The sequence below is a fragment of the Paenibacillus oleatilyticus genome (assembly GCF_018998565.1).
GTDB classification, from domain to species: domain Bacteria; phylum Bacillota; class Bacilli; order Paenibacillales; family NBRC-103111; genus Paenibacillus_G; species Paenibacillus_G oleatilyticus.
In genome coordinates this window covers 413,643-438,085 of sequence record NZ_JAHNZO010000001.1, presented here as the reverse complement: position 1 = coordinate 438,085, position 24,443 = coordinate 413,643, and the positions used below count along the sequence as shown (strand labels likewise).

Below are 24,443 nucleotides of genomic sequence, written 5' to 3'. Positions count from 1 at the left end.
GATCTTGTGGTCATGGGCCGGAGGTTTTATTTTTTGCCGTTTGATGTGGCAAAGACTTAAACTTCCCGGTTGGAAACGCTTCACTTATGATAAAGTTATCCAAACAACCGAAGGGAGTCGTTACAAAAGATGAAAAAAGCACTATCCGCTACGCTCGCCGTAATTTTGACCGCATCCGTAGCTGCCGGCTGCGGCAGCGCCGACAAGCCTGCCTCCGGCGGAGCCGCACCTGCCCCCGCAGCTGGAGATGCAGCTAAAACGGACAAGTCGAAAGGCAAGCTGACCGTATACGTCGGATTTCAGGAAGACCATGCCGTCGAGGCGATGAAACAGTTCACGAAGGACACCGGGATTCAAGCCGACATGGTCCGCATGTCCGGGGGCGAGATTCTCGCCAAAATCCGCGCGGAGAAAGACAACCCGCAGGCGGATATCTGGTACGGCGGCCCGGCGGATACGTTCGTTGCTGCAATGAACGAAGGGCTGCTCGCGCCTTATAAATCGCCTGCCGCCGAGAAGGTAGATGCAAAGTATAAAGACCCGAACGGGCATTGGACCGGGATTTATGTCGGTTTCCTCGGCTTCGCGTCGAACAAAAAGTTTCTAAAGGATCATAACCTACAAGCGCCGCAAACATGGGAAGATCTGCTCAACCCTGCGTATAAGGGACAAATCGTCATGGCGAACCCGGCTTCGTCCGGCACGGCCTACACCGCTCTCTACACGGTATTGAAAGTGAAAGGCGCGGAAGACAAAGGGTTCGATTACCTGAAAAAGCTGCACCCGCAAATTCAGCAATACACGACCAGCGGCTCCGCTCCGGGGCGTATGGTGGGGATGGGCGAAGCGGCCGTCGGCGTGCTGTTCGCGCACGACGTCATCAAGTACCAAGAGGAAGGCTTCGACACGATGGAGCTGACGATCCCTAAAGATGGGACAGGCTATGAAACCGGCGCCGTCGCGGTCATCAAAAATACGAAAAACCAAGAGCTGGCGCAAAAATTCGTCGACTGGTCGCTCGGCGCAAGCGCGCAGGAAGTCGGGCAGCGTACAGGCAGCTACCAGAACTTGACGAACCCGGACGCGAAAGAGCCGAAAAAGGCGATCAAGCTGTCCGACATCAACCCGATCCAATACGATCCTACGGAAGCGGGCAAAGAGCGCAAACGCCTGCTCGACAAATGGAATAGTGAAGTGAAGAAATAATACTCCGGGACGGTCTTTGGATTTATCCGAGCGGGAAGACATGTTGTTAGATTTCTCTGCGAAAAGTGGAGTATATTCCGTAGGAGTTTACGTCCGCCTTTGAAATCCGTGAAAATACTATAGAAAATCTAATCAAAATTTCACGGGTTTCAAGAGCGGCCGGAGGGATATACTCCACGGCATAGCCGAAGAGAATCCTACATTTCCCCGCCCCAAATCCAAAAACCGTCCCGGCCCACCCAAGAAAGGAGCCTGTGGCCCATGTCATGGAACCGTACCGCAAGCGAGCTCCGCAGACTGACGCGGGAACCGCTGCTTCTGCTCTGCATCCTGCTCGTCATGGCGTGTCTGGCGGTATTTATCGTTTATCCGCTGTATCAAATCTTGAAAAGCAGCTTTATCAACCCGGACGGAGCGGTTTCGCTCAGTGCGTATGTAGGCGTTTTGTCGGGCGGACAACTGTTCGAAGCACTGAAAAACTCCTTGCTCTTGGCTGTCATCGTATCCATTCTGTCGACAGCTATCGCCTACATGTTCGCTTATACGTTCGCGTACGTGAAGGTTCCGTTCAAAAAGCTGTTTAACGCCGTCGCGATTTTGCCGGTCATTTCCCCGCCGTTCGTCATCTCGCTTTCCGCGATTTTGCTGTTCGGCAAGCAGGGCTTCGTCTCCAAGCATCTGCTCGGTTTGGAAAACGCCAACATTTACGGCCTGAAGGGCCTGGTGCTCGTCCAGACGCTGACGTACTTCCCGGTCGCTTTCCTCGTGCTGGCCGGCTTGCTGCGCTCGATCAGCCCGTCGCTGGAAGAAGCGAGCATGAACATGGGCGCGGGACGGCTGCGCACGTTCCTGAACGTCACGCTGCCGCTGACGATGCCGGGGATTGCGAATGCGTTTCTGCTTGTGTTCGTACAGTCGCTGGCCGATTTCGGCAATCCGATGACGCTCGGCGGCAACTACACGACCGTCGCCCGCGAAATTTACCTTCAAGCGGTCGGCAGCTACGATATACAAGCCGGCGCGGCGCTGGCGATGGTGCTGATGAGCATCACGTTTCTGATTTACGCATTGCAAAAATTTTGGATCGGCAAAAAAAGCTACGTCACCGTTACCGGCAAACCTGCCCACGGCCGCCGTCTGATCGAGAAAGGGGTAACCCGGCAGTCGCTGTTCGTGCTGTGCATGCTGCTATCGGTTATCGTTATCGCGTTCTATTTGCTCGTGCCGATTGGCTCGTTCATCAAGCTGTGGGGCATTAACAACAGCTTCACCTGGGATCATTACAAGTACGTGTTCTCGCTCGGTCAAAAATCGATGAAGGACACGCTGCTGCTGTCGATCATCGCGACGCCGATTGCCGGCCTGCTCGGCATGATCATCGCTTTCCTGGTCGTCCGCAAGCAGTTCATCGGGAAAAAAGCACTCGAATCCGTCAGCATGCTGTCCATCGCCATTCCGGGGACGGTCATCGGAATTTCGTACATTTTGGCGTTCAACCAGGCTCCGCTTGCGCTCACGGGCACGGCGCTGATCATTATCGTCGCGTTCGTCGTGCGGGCCATTCCGGTCGGTATCCGGTCCGGGATCGCGTCCTTACAGCAGATCGATCCGTCGATCGAAGAGGCGGCGACGAATTTGGGGGCCGGGCAGGCGCGCAACTTTTTCACCGTCGTCCTGCCGCTCATCAAGCCGGCGTTTTACAGCGGCCTTGTGTACGGTTTCGTCAAAAGCATGACCGCGATGAGCGCCGTCATTTTCCTCATCTCGGCCAAATACAACCTGATCACAGCGTCCATTCTCACACAGGTGGAATCCGGACGGATCGGCGTCGCCAGCGCGTACTGCACGATTCTGATCGCGATCATGATCGCAGCCTTGCTGCTGCTTAACCTGCTGCTTCGCTTCGTCGGCGGCAGCAAAGAAAAAACGTTAATGTAGGGGGAGAAAGACTTGGCAGCCAAATCGGTCACGCTCAAACAGGTTACGAAAGCTTATGCGGGCTTGGGCACCAAGCAGCCGTCGAATGCGGTATCCGATGTCAATCTGGTCATCGAAGAGGGGCAATTTGCCACGCTGCTCGGTCCGTCCGGCTGCGGCAAAACGACGACGCTGCGCATGATTGCGGGTTTCGAGGATATTACCTCCGGTGAAATTTTGTTCGGAGACCAGCCGGTCAACGAGATTCCGCCGAATAAACGGGATTGCACGATGGTGTTTCAGTCGTACGCTTTGTTCCCGCATTTGAACGTTTGGGACAATGTCGCCTACGGGCTTAAAATCAAAAAATTCGATCAAGCCGTGATCCGGGAAAAAGTGTCGCGCGTGCTCGAAATCATGAACCTGAACGAGTACAAGGAGCGCATGCCTTCCCAGATGTCCGGAGGCCAGCAGCAGCGCGTCGCGCTGGCCCGGGCGCTCGTGATGGAGCCGAGCGTGCTGCTGTTCGACGAGCCGCTATCCAATCTCGATGCCAAGCTGCGCATCGTCATGCGTGATGAAATCCGCCGCATTCAGCGGACGCTTGGCATTACCGCGGTCTACGTCACGCACGATCAGAGCGAAGCGATGTACATGAGCGACGTCGTCATCGTCATGAACAAAGGACGGATCGAGCAGATCGGAACACCGCAGGAAATATACCAAAGACCGAAGACAAAGTTCGTCGCCGACTTTATCGGCTCGGCCAACTTCGTTGAAGGCAAGGTGACGCGGGTCGTCGAGGATCGCTTGGAGATCGATACGCCAATGGGTATAATGGTAGCAGCGAACCATGCGGAAGTGACGGCGGGACAGCAGGTAGCGCTGGTTATCCGGCCGGAATCCGTCGTCGTCTTGAAGACGGCGAGCAACAATGCGGTCATTACGAAAAGCGTCTTCATGGGACAAACGCAGGAATACGAGATCGATTTCGGCGGCAAAACGTTTCAGGTCACCCAGCATAATCCGGTGGCAGGCTCGGTTTTCCCGACCGGGGAGCACGTGACGCTCGAATTTCCCGAGCATTCGATTCAAGTCGTTCCGGCCTAATCTACAGACAGCAAGGGGGCAGCAGGCATGAACAAGAGATGGCAGGGAGCGTTAATCCTTATCCTTTGCGCGGCCGTGCTGACCTCCTGTGCTTCCGAGCGCAAAGGAACGTTAACCATTTATGCAGGATTGTACGAGGACCATGCGATTAAAGTCGTAGAAGCGTTCCAGAAGGAAACGGGGATCAAAACCTCCTACGTCCGCATGTCGGGTGGGGAAATCCTGGCGCGCATACGTGCGGAGCGAAGCGCCCCGAAAGCGAGCGTCTGGTACGGCGGTCCCGCGGATACGTTCGTCCAGGCCAAAGCGGAGGGGCTGCTGGCTCCCTACTTGTCGCCGAATGCCAAGTGGATCGACGAGAAATACAAAGATCCGGACAACTATTGGATCGGCGTTTATGTCGGGGCTCTAGCCCTGGTCTCCAACCGCAAATGGCTGCAGGATGTCGGGTTGTCGGTGCCGCAAACCTGGGAGGACCTGCTCAATCCGAAGTACAAAGGGATGATCGTCTTGGCCGATCCGAGATCCTCGGGTACGGCTTATACGATATTGGCCACGCTTGTACAGCTGTGGGGCGAAGAGAAAGCGTTCGACTACTTGAAGAAGCTGCAAGGACAGGTCCGCAGCTATACGACGAGCGGGAGCACGCCCGGGCGCAGCGTCGGGATGGGCGAGGCGGGAACGGCCATCATGTTCGCGCACGATGCCGTCAAATTTTACAAGGAAGGCTTTCGCGATCTGCTGATCCATTACCCGGGCGAAGGCACCGGATACGAAATCGGCGCGATGGGGATGATCCGGGGCGGTCCGAATGAGAAGGAAGCGCAAACCTTTATCGACTGGGCGCTGACGAAGCAGGCGCAGGAGCTCGGCAAGCAGGTCGGCAATTATCAGTGGCTGACGAACCGGGAGGCGGTATCTCCCGAGGATGCGGTCTCTTTGGACGCGCTGCGCGTCGTGCCGTACGATCAGACTTGGGCGGGAGCTAACCGGAGCCGGCTGATCGAGCGGTGGGTAAAGGAAGTGCAGGGCGGCCGATGAGCAGCCTCAGAATAAAATACAAAACCCGGTGATTTGGCCGGGTTTCGCTGTAGTCAGGTCCGTTGACCTGGCTTTTTACTATAGAAAAGCATGAATCAGAAACAAAAACGCAAATGCCAGTCCCGATCAGAAATGCCACTTTACGGGGGATCCATGCATGTACCCGTAGAGGGTGCGACGGCGATTCTTCATTCAAAAATGTATGGAAATAGGATAAACCCTTCCATTTTCCGGTGCGAATGTCCCCAGAAAATCATGTGCGCTACCTATCCGCACCCATTCCTGACCAAACCGCATTAGGGTCAACGTGTTCAAAATTCAGTGTTTGAATGTATTGTGGTCACACTCAATATGACTTCAGAAAATCACTTGAGGAGAAATCCGCAGTCAACCAGTCCAATGCTTAAAAAAGATTTCTTTTAGAAAACCCGATGGTTCGAAGGCTCCTAAAGAAATCTCTCTTCTTATGTTCAAATGTTGTAGGTATTTCCTCTAATTAAGCTGGTGCTCTACTGCCAGGGTTAATGATATTCAAGCTTGTGCCAATCTGTTCGAATATGCGCAAAACGTTATCGAGTTGTGCCGTGGTGTGTGTCGACATAACAGAGGTGCGAATTAATTCATTGCCCTCTTGGACGGCAGGGGAAACAATAGGGTTCGTAAATACGCCATGTTGTTGAAGCTGTTTCCAAAAATGAAACGTCCTAGGGGTATCTCCAATAAGGATTGGAATAATAGGCGTAGTACTCTGGCCGATATCAAAGCCCATACGCTGGAGCGATTCGCTGAACTTGCGGGTATTCGCCCACAGTTTGGCACGCAAATCTTCACCGTTCTCAATGATATCCAGAGAGCTTATTGCAGCCGCTATGCTCGCCGGTGTCATACTTGAGCTAAAAATCATACTTCTTGCTTGATATTGGATATAATCTATGACATCATTGTCACCCGCAACGAACCCTCCCAAACTTCCAAACGCCTTACTGAAGCTTCCGGTGATAAGATCCGTCTCGGCTTCTACGTCGAAATACTCGCATGTACCCCTGCCATTCTTTCCAAGTACTCCAATACCGTGGGCATCATCGACAAGCAAGCGTGCTTGATATTTATGCTTCAAATAGACTATGTCCTTCAAGTTAGCCGTATCGCCATCCATGCTAAACACGCCGTCAACAATAATGAGCTTACCGGAGTGTTTAGGAATGCTCCTCAATTTATTTTCCAGATCATCCATATCATTATGCTGAAACCTAAGCATCTTACCTACACCAAGCCTTATTCCATCAATAATGGAGGCATGAACGCTACGATCAATTATCGCCACATCACCTCGACCGAGCAAGGCCGAAATAGCGCCGAGATTGGTCTCGTAACCTGTGGAGAAAACGATCGCCCTATCCTTCTTCAAAAAGGTCGCCAATCGCTCTTCCAACTGGGTATGCAGCGTCAAAGTACCGTTCAAAAGCCTCGAACCGGAAGATGAAGTGCCATATTTAGAGATAGCCTCTGCCGCTGACGCCATGACTGTCGGATTATGCGATAACCCCAGATAATCGTTAGAACCCATCATAATCATGGGTAAACCATCTAAAACGACTTCTGATCCATTTTTTTCATGTAGGGGTTTAAAGTAAGGATACATTTGATCGGAACGTAATAACTTAACAAAATCCCAATCGGTACATTTTTGAAAAACATCCATAACTTTTCCTCCTAATAACTGATTGTTAACGCTTTCCGAACATCGCAATACTTACATATAGTGCAGTTTTACAATGATCCTCCCTTCTCTTGTTAATCACCGTAATACAAACTAGTAAAATATTTATACCTTACCATCAATTACTAAAACTACTTAAAAATGGTAATATGCAACAAGTGAATTATTGTCAATAGGTTGGGAGGGCATTTCTGGATCGGGCTAGTAGAATGAGCAGATAAGAAGAAGGAGCGGATCTACGATGCCGAAACAAAGACGTACACTTTGTTTTTGAACGAGAAGGTAAAAGGGATGGCCATTTACCGGATGCTCTATTTTTTGCCGACGCTGGTTCCCCAGGTCGCTCTGACCGTCTTGTGGATGTGGCTGCTGAAACCTCATTTTGGCTTGCTGAACGGCATGCTGGCTGGGAAGCTCAGCCTGATGTCTTTGTGGGGAATCGGTCAGGCCGTGGTCATCTATTTGGCCGGCTTGCAGGATATTTCGCAGGATTATTACGACGCGGCGCACGAATTCACGATTTATTGGAAAGTGATTCTTCCGTTAGCCAAGCCTGCCGTTTTATCGGTTGCACTGTTTCAATTTATGAACAGTTGGACGGATTTTATCGGTCCGTTGCTCTACTTGACGAACGAGGCTTCGTATACGATGTCGCTCGGGCTTTAGCAGTTTCAGAATCAGAAAGGCTCGGAGTGGGGGCTCATGATGGCGGTCGCTACGATGATGACGATTCCCGTCGTGATATTGTTTTTCTTCACCCAGAAAAAATTCATTCAGGGAATTACGTTTTCCGGGATTAAGGGGTATTTGATTCGATAGGACATGTGCTGTTTAATAATAAAAAAGATCGCTCTTGTCTTGTGGGAGCAGAGCGATCTTTCCGTTAAAGCCTATATAGATGAAAGTTTTTTTACAATTTCATATTGCTGCTGTGGCCTGGGGACAGCTTGGCTGTCGGATCGATGTACACCTTCGCGTTGTTGATGGCGGTCGGCGCTTCGCCGAAACCGACGGCGATGAGCTTCAGCTTGCCGGGGTACGTCGTAATGTCGCCGGCAGCGAAAATGCCCGGAATGCTGGTTTCCATCCGCGAGTCGACGACAATGGAGCCGTTGTCGATGTTCAATCCCCATTCGGCGATCGGGCCGAGGGAGGAGACGAAGCCGAAGTTGATGATCACGGCATCGACATCGATGACGCGTTCTTCGCCTGACTTGCAGTCGGCCAGCGTGACTTTCTCGATTTGGTCGCGGCCTTCGAGCTTCCTGATTTCCGTCGGAGTGATAACTTCCACCTTGGACTTCATCAGATTCTCGACGCTGTGCTCATGAGCCCGGAATTTGTCGCGGCGGTGAATCAGCGTTACTTTCTCCGCGATTGGTTCCAGCATCAGCGCCCAGTCTACCGCAGAATCGCCTCCGCCGCTGATCAGTACCTTTTGGCCTGCGAAACGGTGAAGGTCGCTGACGAAGTAGTGCAAGTTTTTCTTCTCGTATTGCGCGGCTTCCGGAAGTTCGAGCTTTCTCGGTTCGAACGCGCCGACGCCTCCGGTAATGATGACCGCTTTAGATTGATGCACGCCTTTGTCCGTCGTAACTTCAAACAGGCGCTCGTCTTTTTTCTCCACTTTCAATACCTTTTCTTCCAGGCAGATGGAAAGCGGGAAATGCTTCATTTGCGCTTCCAAATTATTAACAAGCTCTTGCGCTGTTACCTTCGGAAAGCCGGCTACGTCATAGATGTATTTTTCCGGATAAAGCGCTGCGAGCTGACCGCCCAGTTGTGGCATGCTTTCAATCAATTTAACGGAAGCTTGGCGCATTCCTCCGTAAAACGCCGCAAACATCCCTGCCGGGCCGCCGCCCACGATAATAATGTCGACGATTTCGCTGCTCATGGTGGGTCAAACACCTCCGAAACATAGTAAGGTCCATTCTAATTATAATCGTACGGCTACGGCATTGAAAATATAAATTAGACTTTTCAATGAGTAATATAATTAATTAGCCTGATAAAGTTTTTATATGGCAATAGGCAGCAGCCGAAGGAGTCGAAGGGATACCATCGTTAGTCTGGCGATTTTCCTGGGTTTTTAACCAAAATAAAACTTGCTATTTGCTTCGTATCATTATATTATTGCATTTGAATTGGTTAAAACTGTTGGTATAAATACACATCATTTGCTTATATTTTCAAACGCCGGAGGGAACCCTGTAGGAAGAAAAACCATTTTTCGGCGTCGCTTGTGTAATTTTTCACAAACAGTTTTCAAACTCATATACTATATAGAAAAATATGTGATGGAAGGGATAGAACCATGAGTCGAATTCCAAGAATAGTCATTTTAGGTGCAGGCTACGGCGGGATCGTAACGGCTATTCGGTTGCAAAAAGAGCTGAATTATAATGAAGCTGACGTCACGCTCGTAAACAAACACGACTATCATTACATTACGACCCATCTGCATATGCCCGCGGCAGGGACGGATAATCCCGAAAATGCACGCGTGAACATTCTGAAGCTGATCGACGAGTTCAAGATCGATTTCGTGAAATCGACCGTCGTTCAAATTCGGCCGCAAGAGAAAAAAGTCATTCTGGAAGAGGGCACGCTCTCTTACGATTACTTGGTCATCGGCCTGGGCGGCGAACCGGAAACGTTCGGCATTCCGGGGCTGAAAGAATATGCGATGAATATTCGCTCCATCAATAGCGTCCGCTTCATTCGCGAGCACGTGGAGTACCAATTCGCGAAGTTCAAGCGCGAGCCTTCCCGTACGGACTATCTGACCTTCGTTGTCGGCGGCGCCGGGTTCACCGGGATCGAGTTTGTCGGTGAACTGGCCGATCGGATTCCGGAACTGTGCAAAGAATTCGACGTGGACCCATCCCTCGTAAAAATATATAACATCGAAGCGGCTCCGACGGCGCTTCCGGGCTTTGACCCCGAGCTTGTCGAGTATGCGATGAACGTACTGAAGAACAAAGGCGTCACGTTCAAAATCGCGACCGCGATCAAAGAGTGCACTCCGGACGGCGTCGTGCTTGCAACCGGTGAAGAGATCAAATCCGCTACCGTCATCTGGACCGGCGGCATTCGCGGCAACCATATGCTGGAGGAAGCCGGCTTCGAGACGATGCGCGGCCGCATCAAGGTCGACGATACGCTGCACGCTCCAGGGCACGACAACGTATACGTGCTCGGCGACTGCTCGATCGTGATGAGCCCGGAAGGACGTCCATATCCGCCAACGGCGCAAATCTCGATGCAGCAAGCCGATGTGTGCGCGCACAATCTCGTAGCGCAAATCCGCGGCTCCGAACTGAAAAAGTTCGAGTATAAGCCGAAAGGCACCGTAGCTTCTCTCGGACGCGGCGAAGCGATCGGGATCGTCGGCTCCAAGAAAATTAAGGGCGGTACCGCAGCCGTGATGAAAAAGCTCATCGACCTTCGCTACTTGTACATCATCGGCGGTATACCGCTTGTGTTGAAGAAAGGCCGATTCTAATCCGATGCGCAATTGTAGCATACAGGTTCGGGGACTGCTGACCCGGGAGGAGCTTGACCGGTACAATGCTCTTCTCGATGTAGGTCATTACCTCGAATCGCAGAACCGTTACGACCTGTCGTATATCGTGCAGAAAGAAATCGACATTCTCATTCTTCCGGCTATTGAACGGCTGAAGGAAAAATCGCGGCAGCGCGACCGGGACACGGAAGAGTACTTGCGGCGCAAAGAGCTGGAGCTCTTGGATGAAGACGACGAATAAATGAGCAAACCCTTGCAGCTTTCGTTTCGGCGAATGGCAGCAAGGGTTTTTTCGGCGGGTTGGCCCGTTACAGCTTCAGCATCGAAGCCATTTTCTCTTGATTCAGCAAGTTGCCGACATAGAAATCGCCGAACTCCCCGAAGCGGGCGCTCGTTTCGTCAAAGCGCATTTCATGAACGATTCTCTTGAATTGCAGCGCATCGTCCGCGAACAGCGTAACGCCCCATTCCCAATCGTCCAGACCGATGGAGCCACCGATGATTTGCTTCACTTTGCCGGCGTAATTGCGGCCGATCATACCGTGTCCGCGCATAAAGTTGCGGCGCTCTTCGGCAGGCAGCATATACCAGTTGTCATTGCCCTCGCGCTTCTTGTTCATCGGGTAGAAGCAAATATGTCCCGCTTTCGGCAGGATCGGTTTCAGACGCGCCACGACATCCGGGTCCTGCATCGGATCGGTTCCTGGCTTGGCCATATAAGCGCCGAGCTCGACTACGGAGACGTAAGAGTACGTCGGAATCGTCACTTGCGCGAACATGGTTTTGTTAAATTCGGTTTCCAGCTCGTTTAATTCTTCCAATGTCTCACGCAGATGCATGAAGACGAAATCGGCTTTTTGTCCGACAATGGAATAAAAGGCGGTGCTGCCCTGCTTTTGGTCCTCGGTGCTTTGGTATTTGCCGAGCAGGGTGTACAGCTCGTCCTCGGCGCGCGCTCTTTCTTGAGCGGTCAAGCTTTTCCAGGCGTTCCAATCGATTGCACGGAAATCATGCAAGCTATACCAGCCATCCAATGGATGTACGACTTCACTCATTAACGGACACTCCCTATTCCTTCAAAATGGGCACTGCTGCCAGCTGCTTGTTTTATTGTAGCGAAATCGGCCGCAAAGGGCAAATGCCGCCGCGTGACGAAACGGCAAACTTTTTGTGAACAGCTTCCCGGAAAAATACTATTATAATTCGGAGCCCGTATGCCGATGTACCTGTTAAAGGAGGCGTCCGTCATGACAAACCGGTTAGCGCTAGGCATTTTGACGGGGACGCTTATCAGCATCCCGTTTTGGATCGCGGCGGTCGGCTGGTACCGTTTTGTTTGTTCTCTTTTGTAGCTCGCGCCTGTGATTTTTTTCATATATCGTTCACAACGGCTCACTTTACCGCGCCTTTGTTTTTTTATACAATATAGGCATATGGAAAGGAGCTGTCCGCCTTGCTGCAATTGATCATTGTAACCGTGCTGCTGTTCGTGCTGTTTTTCGGGCTCGGTTTCATTCTAAACATGCTTATGAAAACGACTTGGTTCCCCATTTACGGATATATAGCGCTCATGATCGGCCTGGTCATTTATTGGGGCTGGGGCACCGGCTCGCTCGCTTCGAACCTGGCCGAATATTCCGTCGCCGATTACGTCCCTGCCATCGGCGGCCTGATCGGCGCCATCCTCAGCGGTTCTACGATCAAATCCTTGCGTCAAAAAGGCTTCAAAATGTTTTAGTTTTTGGTTTTTTGGTTTTGGGTTTTGTTTTTCTTACTCTTTTCAAAGCAGGCTCTGCCGTTTGGCAGGGCCTATGTTTTTTATGGGGGAACGGGGTGTGGAGCGGAGAGTCGTGTGACTGCCGGAGAGTCTACGTGCCGCCTTTAAAATCGGATTCTTACCGCAAGGTAAGTTAAATAGAATCCGATTTTAAGAGCGGCCGGAGGCAGTCAGCACGACTCGCAGCGAAACTCCCTAATCCTCGCCCCATCAAAAACTACCTCTGCCAACCCCAAAAAGCCTGCTTTTTCCTCCTATCCTCTTTGTCGATTTGTGTGATAAAATGGAGGGTAAACACTTGAATTACGGATGGAGTTTTGACTGAATGCGGATAACGAATTTGCTGCATTTTTCCGAATATCACCGTTTCTATGTCGTGCGGGATTTCGCTTTGAGCAGCTTGGATTATAAGATGATGGCCGCGGTGTATCAGCCGATGATCGGCGCTTACGCCGTCAGCGTATACATGACGCTGTTCCAGCAGCTGCCTGCGGACAAAGTCGGGCATTCGGCGATGGAGCAGCAGCGCAAGCTGTTTCTGGCGCTGGAGCTGGAAGCGAGCGAGAACGGCCGGAAGCTGTTCATCGAGCAGACTTCAAGGCTGGAAGCAGTGGGACTGCTCAAGACATCGCGCCGGTTTGCGGCCGCTTCGGACGATTATGTGTATGAGTACACGCTGTTTGCGCCGCTGCCGCCGACGGAATTTTTCCGGAATCAGCATTTGACGCTGCTGCTGCGGGACAAGGTCGGCAAATATGCGGTGTTTGCGCTGCGGGACGAGCTGGTGCTGCCGGAAGCGAAGGAAATGGCGGACGCCAATACCGAAAATTTGTCCGTTCCGTTCTACGAGCTGTTCCGTCTGAACACGCAGGTGATCGATCACGAGCTGGAGAAGGCGTTCTTCGAATCGGCGGCGGCCAAGCCTGCCGAAGCGAAGCCGGAGGTCATATACAAGGGTTACCAATATGCGGAGATCATTATGCATTTCCCGCGGGAGTCGGTAAACCGGGACTTCGTGGAGCGGCTCAAATACGAGCCGGAGCAGCTGGCGACGATCAATTTTGTGGCGAAAAAGTACAACCTGTTCCTGACCGACGTGTGCCGGCTCTTGGACGAAGACGGCGTGTTCGACGAGGACGGACGGATTATGCTCGAGCTGCTGCAGCACAAGGCGAACCAAGTGTTCCGGCAGGACAAAAAGCGGACCGAAGAGCGGACGCGGTATATGGCGAGGATTGCGGACAAAACCGGCGAGGCGGAACGCGCAAGCGAGAGTCCGGCACCGACGGGAGACAAGATCGTCGAGATGGAATATTACCTCGAAGTGCCCGACCTGTTTCAAGGGGAATGCAACCAGCACCAATACAACTACATTTTGCGCAATGAGCCGTATACGTTTTTGCTGGAGAAGATTTTCAGCCAAGGCTCGATCCCGGACGGGCTGCTTGATACGCTGGCCAAGGTCGATTTGAACTACGGCCTGCGCGAGGAAGTTATGAATGTGCTGATTCATTACATGTATGTCAATAAGCGTTCCTGGTCGAGAGCGTCCATCGAGTTCAGCGTCACGGACATGCTGGCCAAGCAGGTCAATACGTTCGAAGAAGCGGTTCAGTACATCCGCGAGCAAATGAAGTTTCAGGAGCAGCAGCGGACGCGCCGCAGCGCAGGCGCAAGCGGTACGAGCGCTCCGGCCCGGGGAGGCCGGGGGCGGCAGAAGCCGGTCATTCCGATCGTCAAGGATACGCCGGCAGCCAAAACGCTGTCTTCCGCCGAGCGGGAAGCGCTCCGTAAAATGGCGCAGCAGCTCGACGGCAAGCTATAGAAGTCCTGAGAGAGGACTGGAGAGGACGCAATCATACTAGAGAAGCGTCAGCGATGCACGGCTGGCAATCAATGGGGAGGTGCAGCGGATGGAGTCGCTTGGGGAACTTTTGCGGGGCGGCCAGGGCCGTCAGTTGCTGCAGCAGGCGGAAAATAAGGTGCGGGAAGTTGCGTCCGATCCGCTGATCGTCAAGCTGAGAGCCAAACACCCGGAGCTCGACAGCCAGACGATCAAGCTGAATTTGAACAAGCTGCACCAATATATTAAGGAATATAACAATTGCAACAATTGCCCGGGACTGGATCGATGCCCGAACGATATGGAAGGTCATTACACGTTGCTTAACGTCGAACCCGGAGAAGATTGGACCCGGGTGTACGACCAGAAGGTCGCATGCAAGAAATTTATCGCCAAATCGACGCAGGACGCGGTACGAAGCCGGATTCGGAGCTTCTATGTGGACGAGCGGGCGCTGTCCCAAGGGTACTCGTCGCTCGAAATTTTCGATAAAGATCCGGACCGGGAAGAAGCGGTCGGCCGGATTATGCAATATATTGTAACTATTCGTCAACAGGGGCTTCAGCCAACGGGCCTCTATTTAGCCGGTAACTTCGGAACAGGCAAGACGTTTCTGATGTGCTATTTGCTTTATGAGCTGGCAAAAGAAGGCTACAGCGGGGCGATTGTGTACATGCCGGATTTTGCCGAGGATCTGAAAACGATGTTCCAAGATCCGCTTAAGCTGAAGGAAACGATCGATGTGCTGAAGGAAACGGACCTGCTCGTCTTCGACGATATCGGGGCGGAGAATTTGAATCCGTGGCTTCGCGACCATGTGATGGGGGCGATTCTGAACTACCGGATGAACCGCAAACCGACGTTTTTCACGTCCAATCACGATTTGGACGCGTTGGAGAAGCATTTCAGCTTCACCAGCAAGGACGGAGACGAGGAGTTCAAAGGACGGCGCATCATGGACCGGATTCGGCCGTTCGTCGACGTGGTCATGGTCAACGGGTATAACAAACGGGGAGCGCGATCCTGATCCTAAGGGGCCGCGCTCTTTTAGCTCAGCATGGAAGATGCACAAAAAAGCCTCTGCCGCCCTCCGGAAACGGAGATCAAGCAGAGGCTTTTCGCAACGGCCGGGCCCTCATTACTTCATCATAAGCGAAGCCGCTGTCGCGATGATGCCGATCACGAGCAGGATGGCGAAGAAAACGCCGAAGCCCGTAGCAACGTCGATAAAGTCATTCCGTTGTTCTTCGTACACGTGCAGTTCGGGATTTCTTGTCGAGTCGTTCATACAAGGTTCCTCCTTAGGGTTGTGCCGGGCAAAGCCGCCTGACGGCACAGCTTAGGCAGCTTAGCGATACTCATATACGGCTAGTATACCCAAAATCGCCTTCCATTGTAAAGGATGTAAAGTGACAATTGTGCAAACTTTGGCTCGGTTGAAAAAGGCTCTCGATGTGGTATACTTTACATGTTGACATTATTTCCGCAAAAGGAGAAATTGAATCATGGCTATCGTTAATGTGTCTGACCAATCTTTCTCAACTGAAGTAGAAGGATCCGGTACGGTTCTTGTAGATTTTTGGGCACCTTGGTGTGGACCTTGCAAAATGATTGCTCCCGTGTTGGAGGAGCTGGATACAGAAATCGGCGAAAGCGTGAAAATCGCGAAAGTGAACGTGGACGACAATCCGGAGTCCGCTTCCCGTTTCGGCGTAATGAGCATTCCGACGCTGATCGTGTTCAAAGACGGCCAGCCGGTCGATAAAATCGTCGGCTTCCAGTCCAAAGATGCGCTGAAAAACGTATTGAGCCGCCATCAATAATTTGGCAGCCTGCGGATCGCGTGAGAAAAAGCTCTTTTTCTGCTATGCTGGAAAAAGAGCTTTTTGCCGTTGGGAAAGGGGAGGAATTCGTTGACCGAATATGCAGGGGAACCGGATCGCCAGGACCGGAAAAAAATACTGGAAGCGATCAAAAACAAGCTGTCGCTCGTCCCGGAGCAGCCCGGCTGCTACCTGATGAAAAACCGGGAAGGCACAATCATCTACGTCGGCAAGGCCAAGGTGCTGCGCAACCGGCTGCGGTCTTATTTTACGGGGAGCCATACGATCAAGACGCAGCTGCTCGTAAACGATATCGTCGATTTCGAGTACATCGTTACGGCCAATAACATGGAAGCGCTCATTCTGGAGTGCAATCTGATCAAAAAATATTATCCGCGATACAACGTTCTGCTGAAGGACGACAAGTCGTTTCCATACATCAAAATTACGAACGAAAAGCATCCCCGGCTGGAAGTGACGCGCCGGGTGCTGAAGGACAAGGCCAAATATTTCGGCCCTTATCCGAACCCGTACGCTGCGGGGGCAACGAAGAAGCTGCTGGACCGTCTGTATCCGCTCCGCAAATGCAAGACGCTCCCGGACCGCGTATGCCTCTATTATCATCTTGGACAATGCATCGCGCCCTGTGAGTACGAGGTCGAGCAGGAGACGTACGACAAGATGGTGCATGAAATCAGCCGGTTTCTCAGCGGCGGGCATAACGAGATCAAGCAGGAGCTTACCCGCAAAATGCACGAAGCGGCCGAGGAGCTCAATTTCGAACGGGCGAAGGAGCTGCGGGACCAGATTCAGCATATCGATACGGTCATGGAAAAGCAGAAGATTACGACGACGGACACTGTGGACCGCGATGTCTTCGGCTTTGCCGTGGACAAGGGCTGGATGTGCGTACAGATTCTCTATATGCGCCAAGGCAAGCTGATCGAGCGCCATGCGTCGTCCTTTCCCTACTACGGCGAAGCGTATGACGATTTCCTGACGTTCGTGACGCAATATTACAGCGAGAACCCGGCGCTGCCGAAGGAAGTGTTCCTTCCGGCATGGACGGACGGGCAGCAGCCTGAACCAAACCTGGAAGCGGCGGCAGCCGTCGAGGGGCCGGCGATGGAAGACAGGGCGGCGCAAATGGTGGCCGAGGCCGGAACAGCGTATTCCGCAGACTCTGATCCGGAGCCGGCCGATGACCCGGCGGAAGCGGACGATCCCGCGGGATCGGGGTCCAAAACCGATGTGAAGGAAGCGCTGGAAAGCTGGCTCAAGGTCAAAGTGCATATTCCGCGGCGCGGACTCAAGAAAAATATGGTCGATATGGCATGCGACAACGCCCGCGTATCGTTGGAAGAAAAATTCCGTCTGATCGAGCGCGACGCAGACCGGACAGTCAAAGCGGTCGAGAATTTGGGACAATGGCTTGGCATCGGAACGGTGCACCGGATCGAGGCGTTCGACAACTCGAACATTCAAGGGTCGGACCCGGTATCCGCGATGGTCGTATTTACGAACGGCAAGCCGGACCGTAAGGAGTACCGGAAGTACAAAATCCGTACCGTCCAAGGACCGGACGATTACGAAACAATGCGTGAAGTGGTGCGCCGCCGGTACGAGCGGGTGCTCAAGGAAGGGCTGCAAATGCCCGACCTGATCGTCATCGACGGCGGACGAGGCCATATGTCCGCAGCGATCGACGTACTGGAGAACGAGCTCGGGCTTTACATTCCCGTCTGCGGCTTGGTCAAAGATGCGAAGCACAAAACCGCCCAACTGCTGATCGGCGACCCGGCCGAAGTGGTTCCGGTGCCGCGCGATAGCCAGGAGTTTTATTTGCTCCAGCGCATTCAAGACGAGGTGCACCGCTTCGCGATCACCTTCCACCGGGAGACCCGCGCCAAGTCGATGACCGTCTCGCAGCTTGACGCGATCCCCGGCATTGGGGAGAAGCGGCGCAAGGCGCTGCTGAAGCATTTTGGCTCGCTTAAAAAAATAAAAGAGGCCGAAGTCGCAGACTTCAAGCCTCTGGGGATCGGGGAAAAGCTGGCGGGCCAAATTTTATCGGCGTTAAACGGCCGGAATCCGGATTCGCCTCCGGAAGCGGGGGAGCTCCAGGAAGAGATGCAGCAGGCGGACGCCGATGAAACCGGCCGTGAAGCCATGCAATGATCCATCCGACCGCTGCGGGTACAAGGAGATATAGCGCTCCGAGGGCAATCTGCAGCGGCTCTCCCGTATACATAAGCGATAGTCCCATCAGGATGCTGTCCATAGCGGCATGGGCGAACATAGCGGTCAGGAAGCCGTACCGCAGAAACGCCCATCCGAAGATCAAGCCGAGCACCGTCACCTCGATCAGCCGCGTGTACACCGGATAGATCGGGTACTGCGTATGGCTCATGGCCCAGATGACGCTGGGCAGGAGCACGGCCAGCACCCGGCTGCGGGTCAGTCTGAGCACGAGCGCAATGCCGAGCAGCCGGTAGACGGCTTCCTCCGATATCGCGGCAGCCCAAGCCATTAATGGGAATAAGCCCGGCACGCGCATATTGTAGATGGAGTCTGCCGGTTCGCTGACGGCCCATACGTCGAACGCCTCGGAGGCGATGAAGAGCAGCACTTGCTGAACGCCAAGGATGAACAAGCAGATCAAGTAGCCTCGTACCATGGCCGTTCGCGTCTCGCTTCCGAACTGCGGATCGCGCCATACCGGCCACGCGTTCCAGCCGCGGTTCAGCCAAAGCTGCCGCCCGGCCAGGAAGGAAAGGTAAGTCGAGCCGGCCATCAGCGTAATGAAAATATTCATAATGACCAAATAGATAGCGGCCTCCGGTTCTGAGGGGCCGCTTCCGTGCATCGTACGGAAGGCCGGCAGCATATTGAAGTTGTTCGTCAGGTAGATGGCCAAAAACAGCATCGTCAGCACCGTGCCGCGCCCGAAGCGGATTTCCTTCCGATAACGGATGATGACGATCAACGCGGCAAACGTCATCATCAGTGACATCCCCATGCTGATTCTTGTCATCAGGGCCGACCGCTCGTCTTGGGCTTGCTGCCAAGAGATAAAGCTCTCCGGAGCCGGAAAAGCCGGTTTAAAGGACGCGATTTGTCCACCGGATACGTCGAGCCGTAACTCCAGTCCCGCCTCGCCAATTTGCTCCGTTTTGCTTACATAAACAAGAGCTCCGTTACGTTCCTTGCCTTTGTCCTCAGATCGTATAAACTGCTCCGGTGCGTAGCCCATATCCCGGATCGTGCGCTCCGCCAATCGGGCGAGATCGGTTTCGGCTGAGCTTACCGTGTCGCTTTTCGCAACCGGAGATTTGCTGCGCGCCCAACCGAAAATTTGCAGCGTTTTGTAATTTACGGCGACATAATAAGTTGTTCCGTTCGGCTTGTCGTTGATCTCGACCTCGTAAAACTCAAGCGGATAATGGTCGCCGTAGCGCTTTGCGTATTCGTCGTACAGGTGTTCTTTTTGCAGATAGCCGCTAATGGCCGTGTACGCTTGATACAGCACGCTCGTCTGCGGCTCCGGGGATAGCTTGAACCTGCTGCGCACAAAGTCGGTTGCCGCCGCGGCCGCTTGCTGTTTGGATACTTCCGGGCCGTTCGTTGGGGCTTGGTTCGCCTGCTCCGTATCGCGAAAAAAAGGAGAGACGATGATGACGCCAAAGTACAGCAGTAGACCGACGACAGCAAGCAGCGGCAGGGGAGTTGCGGAAAAAAATCGTTTCAGCATAAGAGCTCCTTATCGGATCCGGAATAATAACAGTGTATTCTTTTAAATTAGCATACATGCTCCGAGAAAATCCATCGATATTGCGAGCATGTCTGGGGAAAAACGCGAAAAGCGAAGCGACATAGGTGTAAGAGCGCTTACATCTGTCCAAAGGTTCAAATTCTCGTGCCATTTCAGTCAAAAACAGCTTTGTACTTCCGCCGAAACGGGATTATAATTCATTCATATCAATTGAATAACAAGCCGAATTTCTTTACGAAAACGGGGGAACCATGATTTTAGGGGTGAATTCCGCAAGTCCTTGGAGGGCTTGTGGATAGGGTGCCTGTAAACCCGAATCCGTCAGCTAACCTCGTAGGCTTTTTTTGCAGGAACCTTTACAATGACACTAGGGTTTCCAGTGTCTTTTTTGTTGCCTGAAACCTGTTAACAGAGGTGTATGATGAAATCCATCGCCAAAAAAATCGAGCTGACGCCGCCGCAAATTTTAGTAATCGGCTTTGCGGCGATCATTCTGCTCGGAGCTACTCTGCTCTCCTTACCGATCTCCTCGGCAAACGGACAACCTACGCTCTTTATAGACGCGTTGTTTACGGCTACGTCCGCCACTTGCGTAACCGGATTGGTCGTTGTGGACACGGGCAGCCATTATTCCATGTTCGGACAAATTGTCATTATTTCCTTGATCCAGGTCGGGGGCCTCGGCTTTATGACCATGGCGACGCTATTTGCTTTCGTGCTCCGAAAGCGCATATCGCTAAAAGAACGGCTCATCTTGCAGGAAGCGATGAACCAAGGGAGTATGGAAGGGATCGTTCGCCTGATCCGGCGCGTCATCGTTTATTCACTTACGATCGAATTCGTGGCGGCCGTTATTTTCTCCATTCGATGGTCATTCGATTTGGGGATCGCCAAAGGCATATATTTCGGCATATTCCATGCGATCTCATTCTTTAATAATGCGGGCTTCGACTTATTCGGCTCCGTCGTCGCTCCGTTTACGAGTCTAACGACGTACGCGGACGATTGGATCGTGAATATCGTTTCGATGAGCTTGATCATATTGGGAGGCATAGGCTTCGTCGTCATGTCCGACGTCGTCGACTACAGGAAGCATAAGCGGTTGTCCTTGCATTCCAAGGTTGTGCTGTCCGCCACCGGCCTTCTGATTGTGATCGGGGCGGTCGTCATCTTTATTTTCGAATTTACGAATCAGAAAACGCTGGGCTCGTTGAACTGGTCCGGCAAAATTCTCGCTTCGTTCTTTCAATCCGTTTCGCCGCGGACGGCCGGGGCGAACTCGGTCGATATCGGTGCCATGCGTCAGGCGTCGCAATTTTTTATCATCATCCTGATGTTTATCGGGGCATCTCCGGGATCGACGGGCGGCGGGATTAAGACGACGACGTTCACGACGCTGATCGGCGCAATGATCGCCATGATCCGCGGGAAAGAGGATATCGTACTATTTCATTACCGGCTCGGCAAGGACCGCATTCTTAAAGCCATTACGCTTACGATGATCGCCTTGTTTCTCGTTATTTTCGTCACGATGCTGCTCACCACGACGGAAAGCCAGTCGTTCCTGAAACTGCTGTTTGAGGTAACTTCCGCCTTCGGCACGGTCGGATTAACGATGGGTGTGACGCCGGAGCTCTCATTTTTTGGGAAAATTATGATTTCTCTCACTATGTTTGCCGGCCGTCTCGGACCGCTTACGCTCGCCTATGCGCTAGGGCCGAAAGCGGAAAAAGAGTTGTACCGATACCCGGAAGGAAAAATTACGATCGGATAGGGGAAGCTAACGAATGAAACGTAGTCAGTATGCAGTCATCGGCCTCGGCCGCTTCGGTTCCAGCCTTGCAAAGGAACTGATCAAGCTCGGTTATGAGGTGCTGGGCATCGACAAGGATGAAGAAGCGGTAGAGGAAATGAGCGACGAGTTGACGCACGTCGTGGTGGCGGACGCTACCGACGAGGATGTGATCCGCTCGCTCGGCATCCGGAATTTCGATTGCGTTGTCGTTTCCATCGGCGACGACATTCAAGCGAGTATTTTAACGGCGATTCTGTTAAAAGATAGCGGTGTCGGCATGGTGGTAGCCAAGGCGCTGTCCGAGCTGCACGGCAAAGTGCTGCAAAAGATCGGCGTGGACCGCGTCATCTATCCCGAGCGGGATATGGGCATCCGCGTGGCGCACCAACTGGTATCGCCCAATCTGCTCGATTACATCGAACTGTCGAAGGATTATACGATTGCCGAACTTGCGGTGCCGCGCAGCTTGAACGGCCGTTCGTTGAAGGAGCTCGATCCGCGAGCGCGGTACGGCTGCAGCGTCGTTGCCATTAATAAGAAGAACGGCGTCATTATCGCTCCGACAGCTGAAGACATGGTGGAAGAACGAGATGTGATGGTCGTCATTGGAACGAATGAGCAGATCGAGACGTTCGAGAACGAGGTTATCCGGTAGCAGACCGCGGTCGACCGAAGCAGGGCCGAGTTTTCAGGAGGCGAAGAGCACTAATGGAAAATAGCGTTATGATTGAACACGTACTCTTTCTTATTATATTTATCCTCCTCGTCGGCATGATTTCCGGAAAAGTAGCGAGCTGGCTGAAACTGCCGGACGTCGCTCTTTTTTTGATCGCGGGCGTTATCGTGGGGCAAGGGATGCATCTGGTCAACGAGCCCAGCAGCTCGTTTATGAACCAGTTTATTTTGACGGCCGGATCGGCGCTTATTCTGTTCGATGGCGGCCGGAATATCAAGTTGTCGGGGCTTCGCAAAGTATGGATCACCGTATCGCTGCTCAGTGTGCCCGGGGTTCTGATCACCTGCGCCGTTGTTGCTTTTGCCGCACATTGGCTGCTCGGCATCCCGATGATGTACGCGGTGCTGCTCGGTGCAATCATCTCATCGACGGACCCGGCGACGCTTATTCCCGTTTTCAAGCAGGTGCGCATTCGTCCGAAGGTGCGGGAAACGGTCGAAAGCGAGTCCGCCTTCAACGACGCGACCGGTTCGATCCTGACCTTTTCGGTGCTCGGAGCCATCACAGGCGGACAGGCATTGTCGGTTGGCGCGAGTGTGATCGGGTTTGCGCAGACTGCCGTGGGCGGCATTGTCGTCGGTTTGCTTGTCGGCCTCGTTCTGGTCTATGTCACGGCTCACTTCAAGCTCGGCTGGCTGCGGGATTATGCGACCATCGCCTTGATCGTTACGGCGCTCGGCGCGTATTGGCTTGGCGACGTGCTGCACGTCAGCGGGTTTATGGCGACCTTCGTGGCCGGACTCATCTGGGGCAATCACGAGCTGTTCAAGCTGGAGCTGGACGACAAGCTGCACGAAATGGCCCATTTTACCGAAAATATGACCGTACTTATGCGGATGCTCATCTTTATTATGCTGGGCAGCCAAGTGAATTTCCGGGTCATTCTCGATCACTTGTGGCCGAGTCTTGCCGTCATCGTCGTCTTTATGCTGATTGCCCGCCCGTTGACCGTACTGACATGCGCGCTTCCGGACCGCAAGGCTGGATGGAAGCGCAACGAGATTGTATTCATGTTCTGGGTGCGCGAAACGGGAGTAATCCCGGCGGCATTGTCGGGCATGGTTGTCGGGATGGGCGTGAAGTATGGGGACGTGATCGCCTCGGTCACGTTTTTGGCCGTACTTCTGACCATCCTGCTCCAGGCCGGAACGACGGCGTATGTCGCCCGCAGGCTCGGGTTGGAGGAGAAGGGGGACTGACGCTTCGTCCCCGGCTCTTATAATGTATATTCGTCCGCCGTATGGTAATGCCGGACCGCTTGATCGATGAAGCGGCGGATGGACGGTTCAAGAACGGCTTCCTCCGTGAACAGGAGAGAGGTCGTTCTTTTCGTTTGCTCCAGCTCGGGAATGAAGCGCACGGTCAGCTCGTTGTCTTCGATCAGATTGCGCCGCAAATACGATTCGGGCAAGAGCGTTGCCGTTTTGCAGGTGGATACGAGCCGGGTAATCGCCTCGAACGAGTCGATCTCCATTTTGACATCCGGATGGACTCCGCAGCGGTGAAACATCTCATCCATCAAGACGCGGTACCATGTACCCCGCGAAAACAAGATCATCGGCAGCTCGTGCAGATCTTGAATGAACAGCTCCTCCTTGTCGGCGAACGGGTGCCCCTCGGGCAGAACCAGACAGAGCGGGTCGTCGAATAACGGTACGCAGACGATGGACGGGTCTTCGATCATGGAGGCGACGAGACCGATGTCCACGCGTTTTTCTTTGATGAGCGGCACGATCTCGTGCGTTTTGCCGGTAACGGCTTTGATGTCCGTATTCGGGTATTCGCGGGTATAGATCGTAATCAGGTCGGGCAGCGTCGACTGGAGCGTCGTCAGGCTTGCTCCGATGACGATGCTGGCGGGCTTGACGTTTGTCTTGAACGCCTGCAGCTTCTCGTGCAGCCGACGCTCCAGCCGCTTTTGCTCCAAGGCGAACTCGTAGCATACTTCACCGGCGCGGGTCAGCTCCAGCCGCTTGCCTTTGCGGACGAAGAGCTGAATGCCGAGCTCCTCCTCCAGCCGCATAATTTTACGCGACAGCGCGGGCTGGGAGACGTTGAGCAGCTGCGACGCTTTATTCAGGCTCTGCTGCTCGACGACGGTGGCAAATACATCGATAAGCTCCATAGCGGGTATCCGTCCTTCATATGTTAATAAGTTATAAGCATATATAAAA

At 53.1% G+C, this 24,443-nt stretch carries 20 protein-coding genes, 1 pseudogene and 1 riboswitch; of the genes and pseudogenes, 15 read left to right on the top strand and 6 right to left on the bottom strand.

Going from position 1 to position 24,443, the window contains the following annotated elements; all coding sequences use genetic code 11:
- Nucleotides 1-129 precede the first annotated feature (129 nt).
- The 4 genes from KQX66_RS01955 (at nucleotide 130) to KQX66_RS01940 (ending at nucleotide 5,274) form a co-directional block, all read left to right on the top strand.
- Nucleotides 130-1,206, top strand: a complete 1,077-nt coding sequence (locus KQX66_RS01955; RefSeq protein WP_216789087.1) for an ABC transporter substrate-binding protein — start codon at nucleotides 130-132, stop codon at nucleotides 1,204-1,206.
- Between the two features lie 261 nt (nucleotides 1,207-1,467).
- Nucleotides 1,468-3,144 carry an ABC transporter permease gene (locus KQX66_RS01950; protein ID WP_216789084.1) on the top strand — a complete coding sequence of 559 codons (1,677 nt, stop codon included), beginning with the start codon at nucleotides 1,468-1,470 and terminating at the stop codon, nucleotides 3,142-3,144.
- Nucleotides 3,145-3,156: 12 nt separating this feature from the next.
- On the top strand, nucleotides 3,157-4,233 hold the full coding sequence (locus KQX66_RS01945; protein WP_216789082.1) for an ABC transporter ATP-binding protein: 1,077 nt from the start codon (nucleotides 3,157-3,159) through the stop codon (nucleotides 4,231-4,233).
- Between the two features lie 27 nt (nucleotides 4,234-4,260).
- On the top strand, nucleotides 4,261-5,274 hold the full coding sequence (locus KQX66_RS01940; RefSeq protein WP_216789075.1) for an ABC transporter substrate-binding protein: 1,014 nt from the start codon (nucleotides 4,261-4,263) through the stop codon (nucleotides 5,272-5,274).
- Nucleotides 5,275-5,770: 496 nt separating this feature from the next.
- Here KQX66_RS01940 and KQX66_RS01935 read toward each other — a convergent pair whose 3' ends face one another.
- Nucleotides 5,771-6,976: an aminotransferase class I/II-fold pyridoxal phosphate-dependent enzyme gene (locus KQX66_RS01935; protein ID WP_216789073.1), complete on the bottom strand. Its 1,206-nt coding sequence runs from the start codon at nucleotides 6,974-6,976 to the stop codon at nucleotides 5,771-5,773.
- Nucleotides 6,977-7,285: 309 nt separating this feature from the next.
- On the opposite strand from KQX66_RS01935, the gene KQX66_RS01930 reads away from it, so the two are divergent.
- Nucleotides 7,286-7,660, top strand: coding sequence for a carbohydrate ABC transporter permease (locus KQX66_RS01930; protein ID WP_216789071.1), 375 nt, complete (start codon nucleotides 7,286-7,288; stop codon nucleotides 7,658-7,660).
- A gap of 244 nt (nucleotides 7,661-7,904) precedes the next feature.
- On the opposite strand, the gene KQX66_RS01925 is transcribed toward KQX66_RS01930, so the two are convergent.
- Complete coding sequence (locus tag KQX66_RS01925; RefSeq protein ID WP_216789069.1) at nucleotides 7,905-8,891, bottom strand: NAD(P)/FAD-dependent oxidoreductase; 987 nt, start codon at nucleotides 8,889-8,891, stop codon at nucleotides 7,905-7,907.
- A 420-nt stretch (nucleotides 8,892-9,311) separates the two neighbouring features.
- Here KQX66_RS01925 and KQX66_RS01920 point away from each other — a divergent pair, with 420 nt between their 5' ends.
- Nucleotides 9,312-10,502 (top strand): NAD(P)/FAD-dependent oxidoreductase, encoded by a 1,191-nt coding sequence (locus tag KQX66_RS01920; protein ID WP_216789067.1) that lies wholly within the window; start codon nucleotides 9,312-9,314, stop codon nucleotides 10,500-10,502.
- A 4-nt stretch (nucleotides 10,503-10,506) separates the two neighbouring features.
- Entirely contained in the window at nucleotides 10,507-10,764 is a 258-nt protein-coding gene (locus tag KQX66_RS01915; protein WP_054972855.1) for a hypothetical protein, read from the top strand.
- A 67-nt stretch (nucleotides 10,765-10,831) separates the two neighbouring features.
- Here KQX66_RS01915 and hemQ read toward each other — a convergent pair whose 3' ends face one another.
- Entirely contained in the window at nucleotides 10,832-11,578 is a 747-nt protein-coding gene (hemQ, locus tag KQX66_RS01910) for a hydrogen peroxide-dependent heme synthase (RefSeq protein ID WP_216789065.1), read from the bottom strand.
- Nucleotides 11,579-11,976: 398 nt separating this feature from the next.
- On the opposite strand from hemQ, the gene KQX66_RS01905 reads away from it, so the two are divergent.
- The 3 genes from KQX66_RS01905 to dnaI all read left to right on the top strand — a co-directional run bounded on the left by KQX66_RS01905 (nucleotide 11,977) and on the right by dnaI (nucleotide 15,170).
- Nucleotides 11,977-12,261 carry a YuiB family protein gene (locus KQX66_RS01905; RefSeq protein ID WP_216789064.1) on the top strand — a complete coding sequence of 95 codons (285 nt, stop codon included), beginning with the start codon at nucleotides 11,977-11,979 and terminating at the stop codon, nucleotides 12,259-12,261.
- A gap of 364 nt (nucleotides 12,262-12,625) precedes the next feature.
- Nucleotides 12,626-14,125: a replication initiation and membrane attachment family protein gene (locus tag KQX66_RS01900; RefSeq protein ID WP_216789063.1), complete on the top strand. Its 1,500-nt coding sequence runs from the start codon at nucleotides 12,626-12,628 to the stop codon at nucleotides 14,123-14,125.
- Between the two features lie 88 nt (nucleotides 14,126-14,213).
- Nucleotides 14,214-15,170 (top strand): primosomal protein DnaI, encoded by a 957-nt coding sequence (gene dnaI, locus KQX66_RS01895; protein ID WP_216789057.1) that lies wholly within the window; start codon nucleotides 14,214-14,216, stop codon nucleotides 15,168-15,170.
- A 111-nt stretch (nucleotides 15,171-15,281) separates the two neighbouring features.
- Here dnaI and KQX66_RS01890 read toward each other — a convergent pair whose 3' ends face one another.
- The gene (locus KQX66_RS01890; RefSeq protein WP_216789049.1) at nucleotides 15,282-15,431 is read right to left on the bottom strand and encodes a YqzM family protein; all 150 of its coding nucleotides are present in this window, start codon (nucleotides 15,429-15,431) and stop codon (nucleotides 15,282-15,284) included.
- Nucleotides 15,432-15,648: 217 nt separating this feature from the next.
- On the opposite strand from KQX66_RS01890, the gene trxA reads away from it, so the two are divergent.
- Both trxA and uvrC read left to right on the top strand, forming a co-directional pair.
- Nucleotides 15,649-15,966 (top strand): thioredoxin, encoded by a 318-nt coding sequence (trxA, locus tag KQX66_RS01885; protein ID WP_010493653.1) that lies wholly within the window; start codon nucleotides 15,649-15,651, stop codon nucleotides 15,964-15,966.
- Between the two features lie 90 nt (nucleotides 15,967-16,056).
- Nucleotides 16,057-18,144, top strand: coding sequence for an excinuclease ABC subunit UvrC (gene uvrC / locus KQX66_RS01880; RefSeq protein ID WP_216789047.1), 2,088 nt, complete (start codon nucleotides 16,057-16,059; stop codon nucleotides 18,142-18,144).
- Between the two features lie 106 nt (nucleotides 18,145-18,250).
- Here the strand turns inward: uvrC and KQX66_RS37200 are convergent.
- Nucleotides 18,251-18,496, bottom strand: a pseudogene (locus KQX66_RS37200) (CPBP family intramembrane glutamic endopeptidase); the annotation flags it as partial.
- Between the two features lie 1,452 nt (nucleotides 18,497-19,948).
- Nucleotides 19,949-20,093: riboswitch (cyclic di-AMP (ydaO/yuaA leader) on the top strand.
- 66 nt (nucleotides 20,094-20,159) lie between these two features.
- On the opposite strand from KQX66_RS37200, the gene KQX66_RS01870 reads away from it, so the two are divergent.
- From KQX66_RS01870 to KQX66_RS01860, 3 genes are read left to right on the top strand one after another with little or no spacing between them, the layout of a single operon-like run.
- Nucleotides 20,160-21,512 (top strand): TrkH family potassium uptake protein, encoded by a 1,353-nt coding sequence (locus tag KQX66_RS01870; protein WP_216789045.1) that lies wholly within the window; start codon nucleotides 20,160-20,162, stop codon nucleotides 21,510-21,512.
- 13 nt (nucleotides 21,513-21,525) lie between these two features.
- The gene (locus KQX66_RS01865; protein ID WP_036679370.1) at nucleotides 21,526-22,188 is read left to right on the top strand and encodes a potassium channel family protein; all 663 of its coding nucleotides are present in this window, start codon (nucleotides 21,526-21,528) and stop codon (nucleotides 22,186-22,188) included.
- 53 nt (nucleotides 22,189-22,241) lie between these two features.
- On the top strand, nucleotides 22,242-23,468 hold the full coding sequence (locus tag KQX66_RS01860; RefSeq protein WP_216789043.1) for a cation:proton antiporter: 1,227 nt from the start codon (nucleotides 22,242-22,244) through the stop codon (nucleotides 23,466-23,468).
- 17 nt (nucleotides 23,469-23,485) lie between these two features.
- Here KQX66_RS01860 and KQX66_RS01855 read toward each other — a convergent pair whose 3' ends face one another.
- Nucleotides 23,486-24,394, bottom strand: a complete 909-nt coding sequence (locus KQX66_RS01855) for a LysR family transcriptional regulator (RefSeq protein ID WP_216789041.1) — start codon at nucleotides 24,392-24,394, stop codon at nucleotides 23,486-23,488.
- Nucleotides 24,395-24,443: the final 49 nt, after the last annotated feature.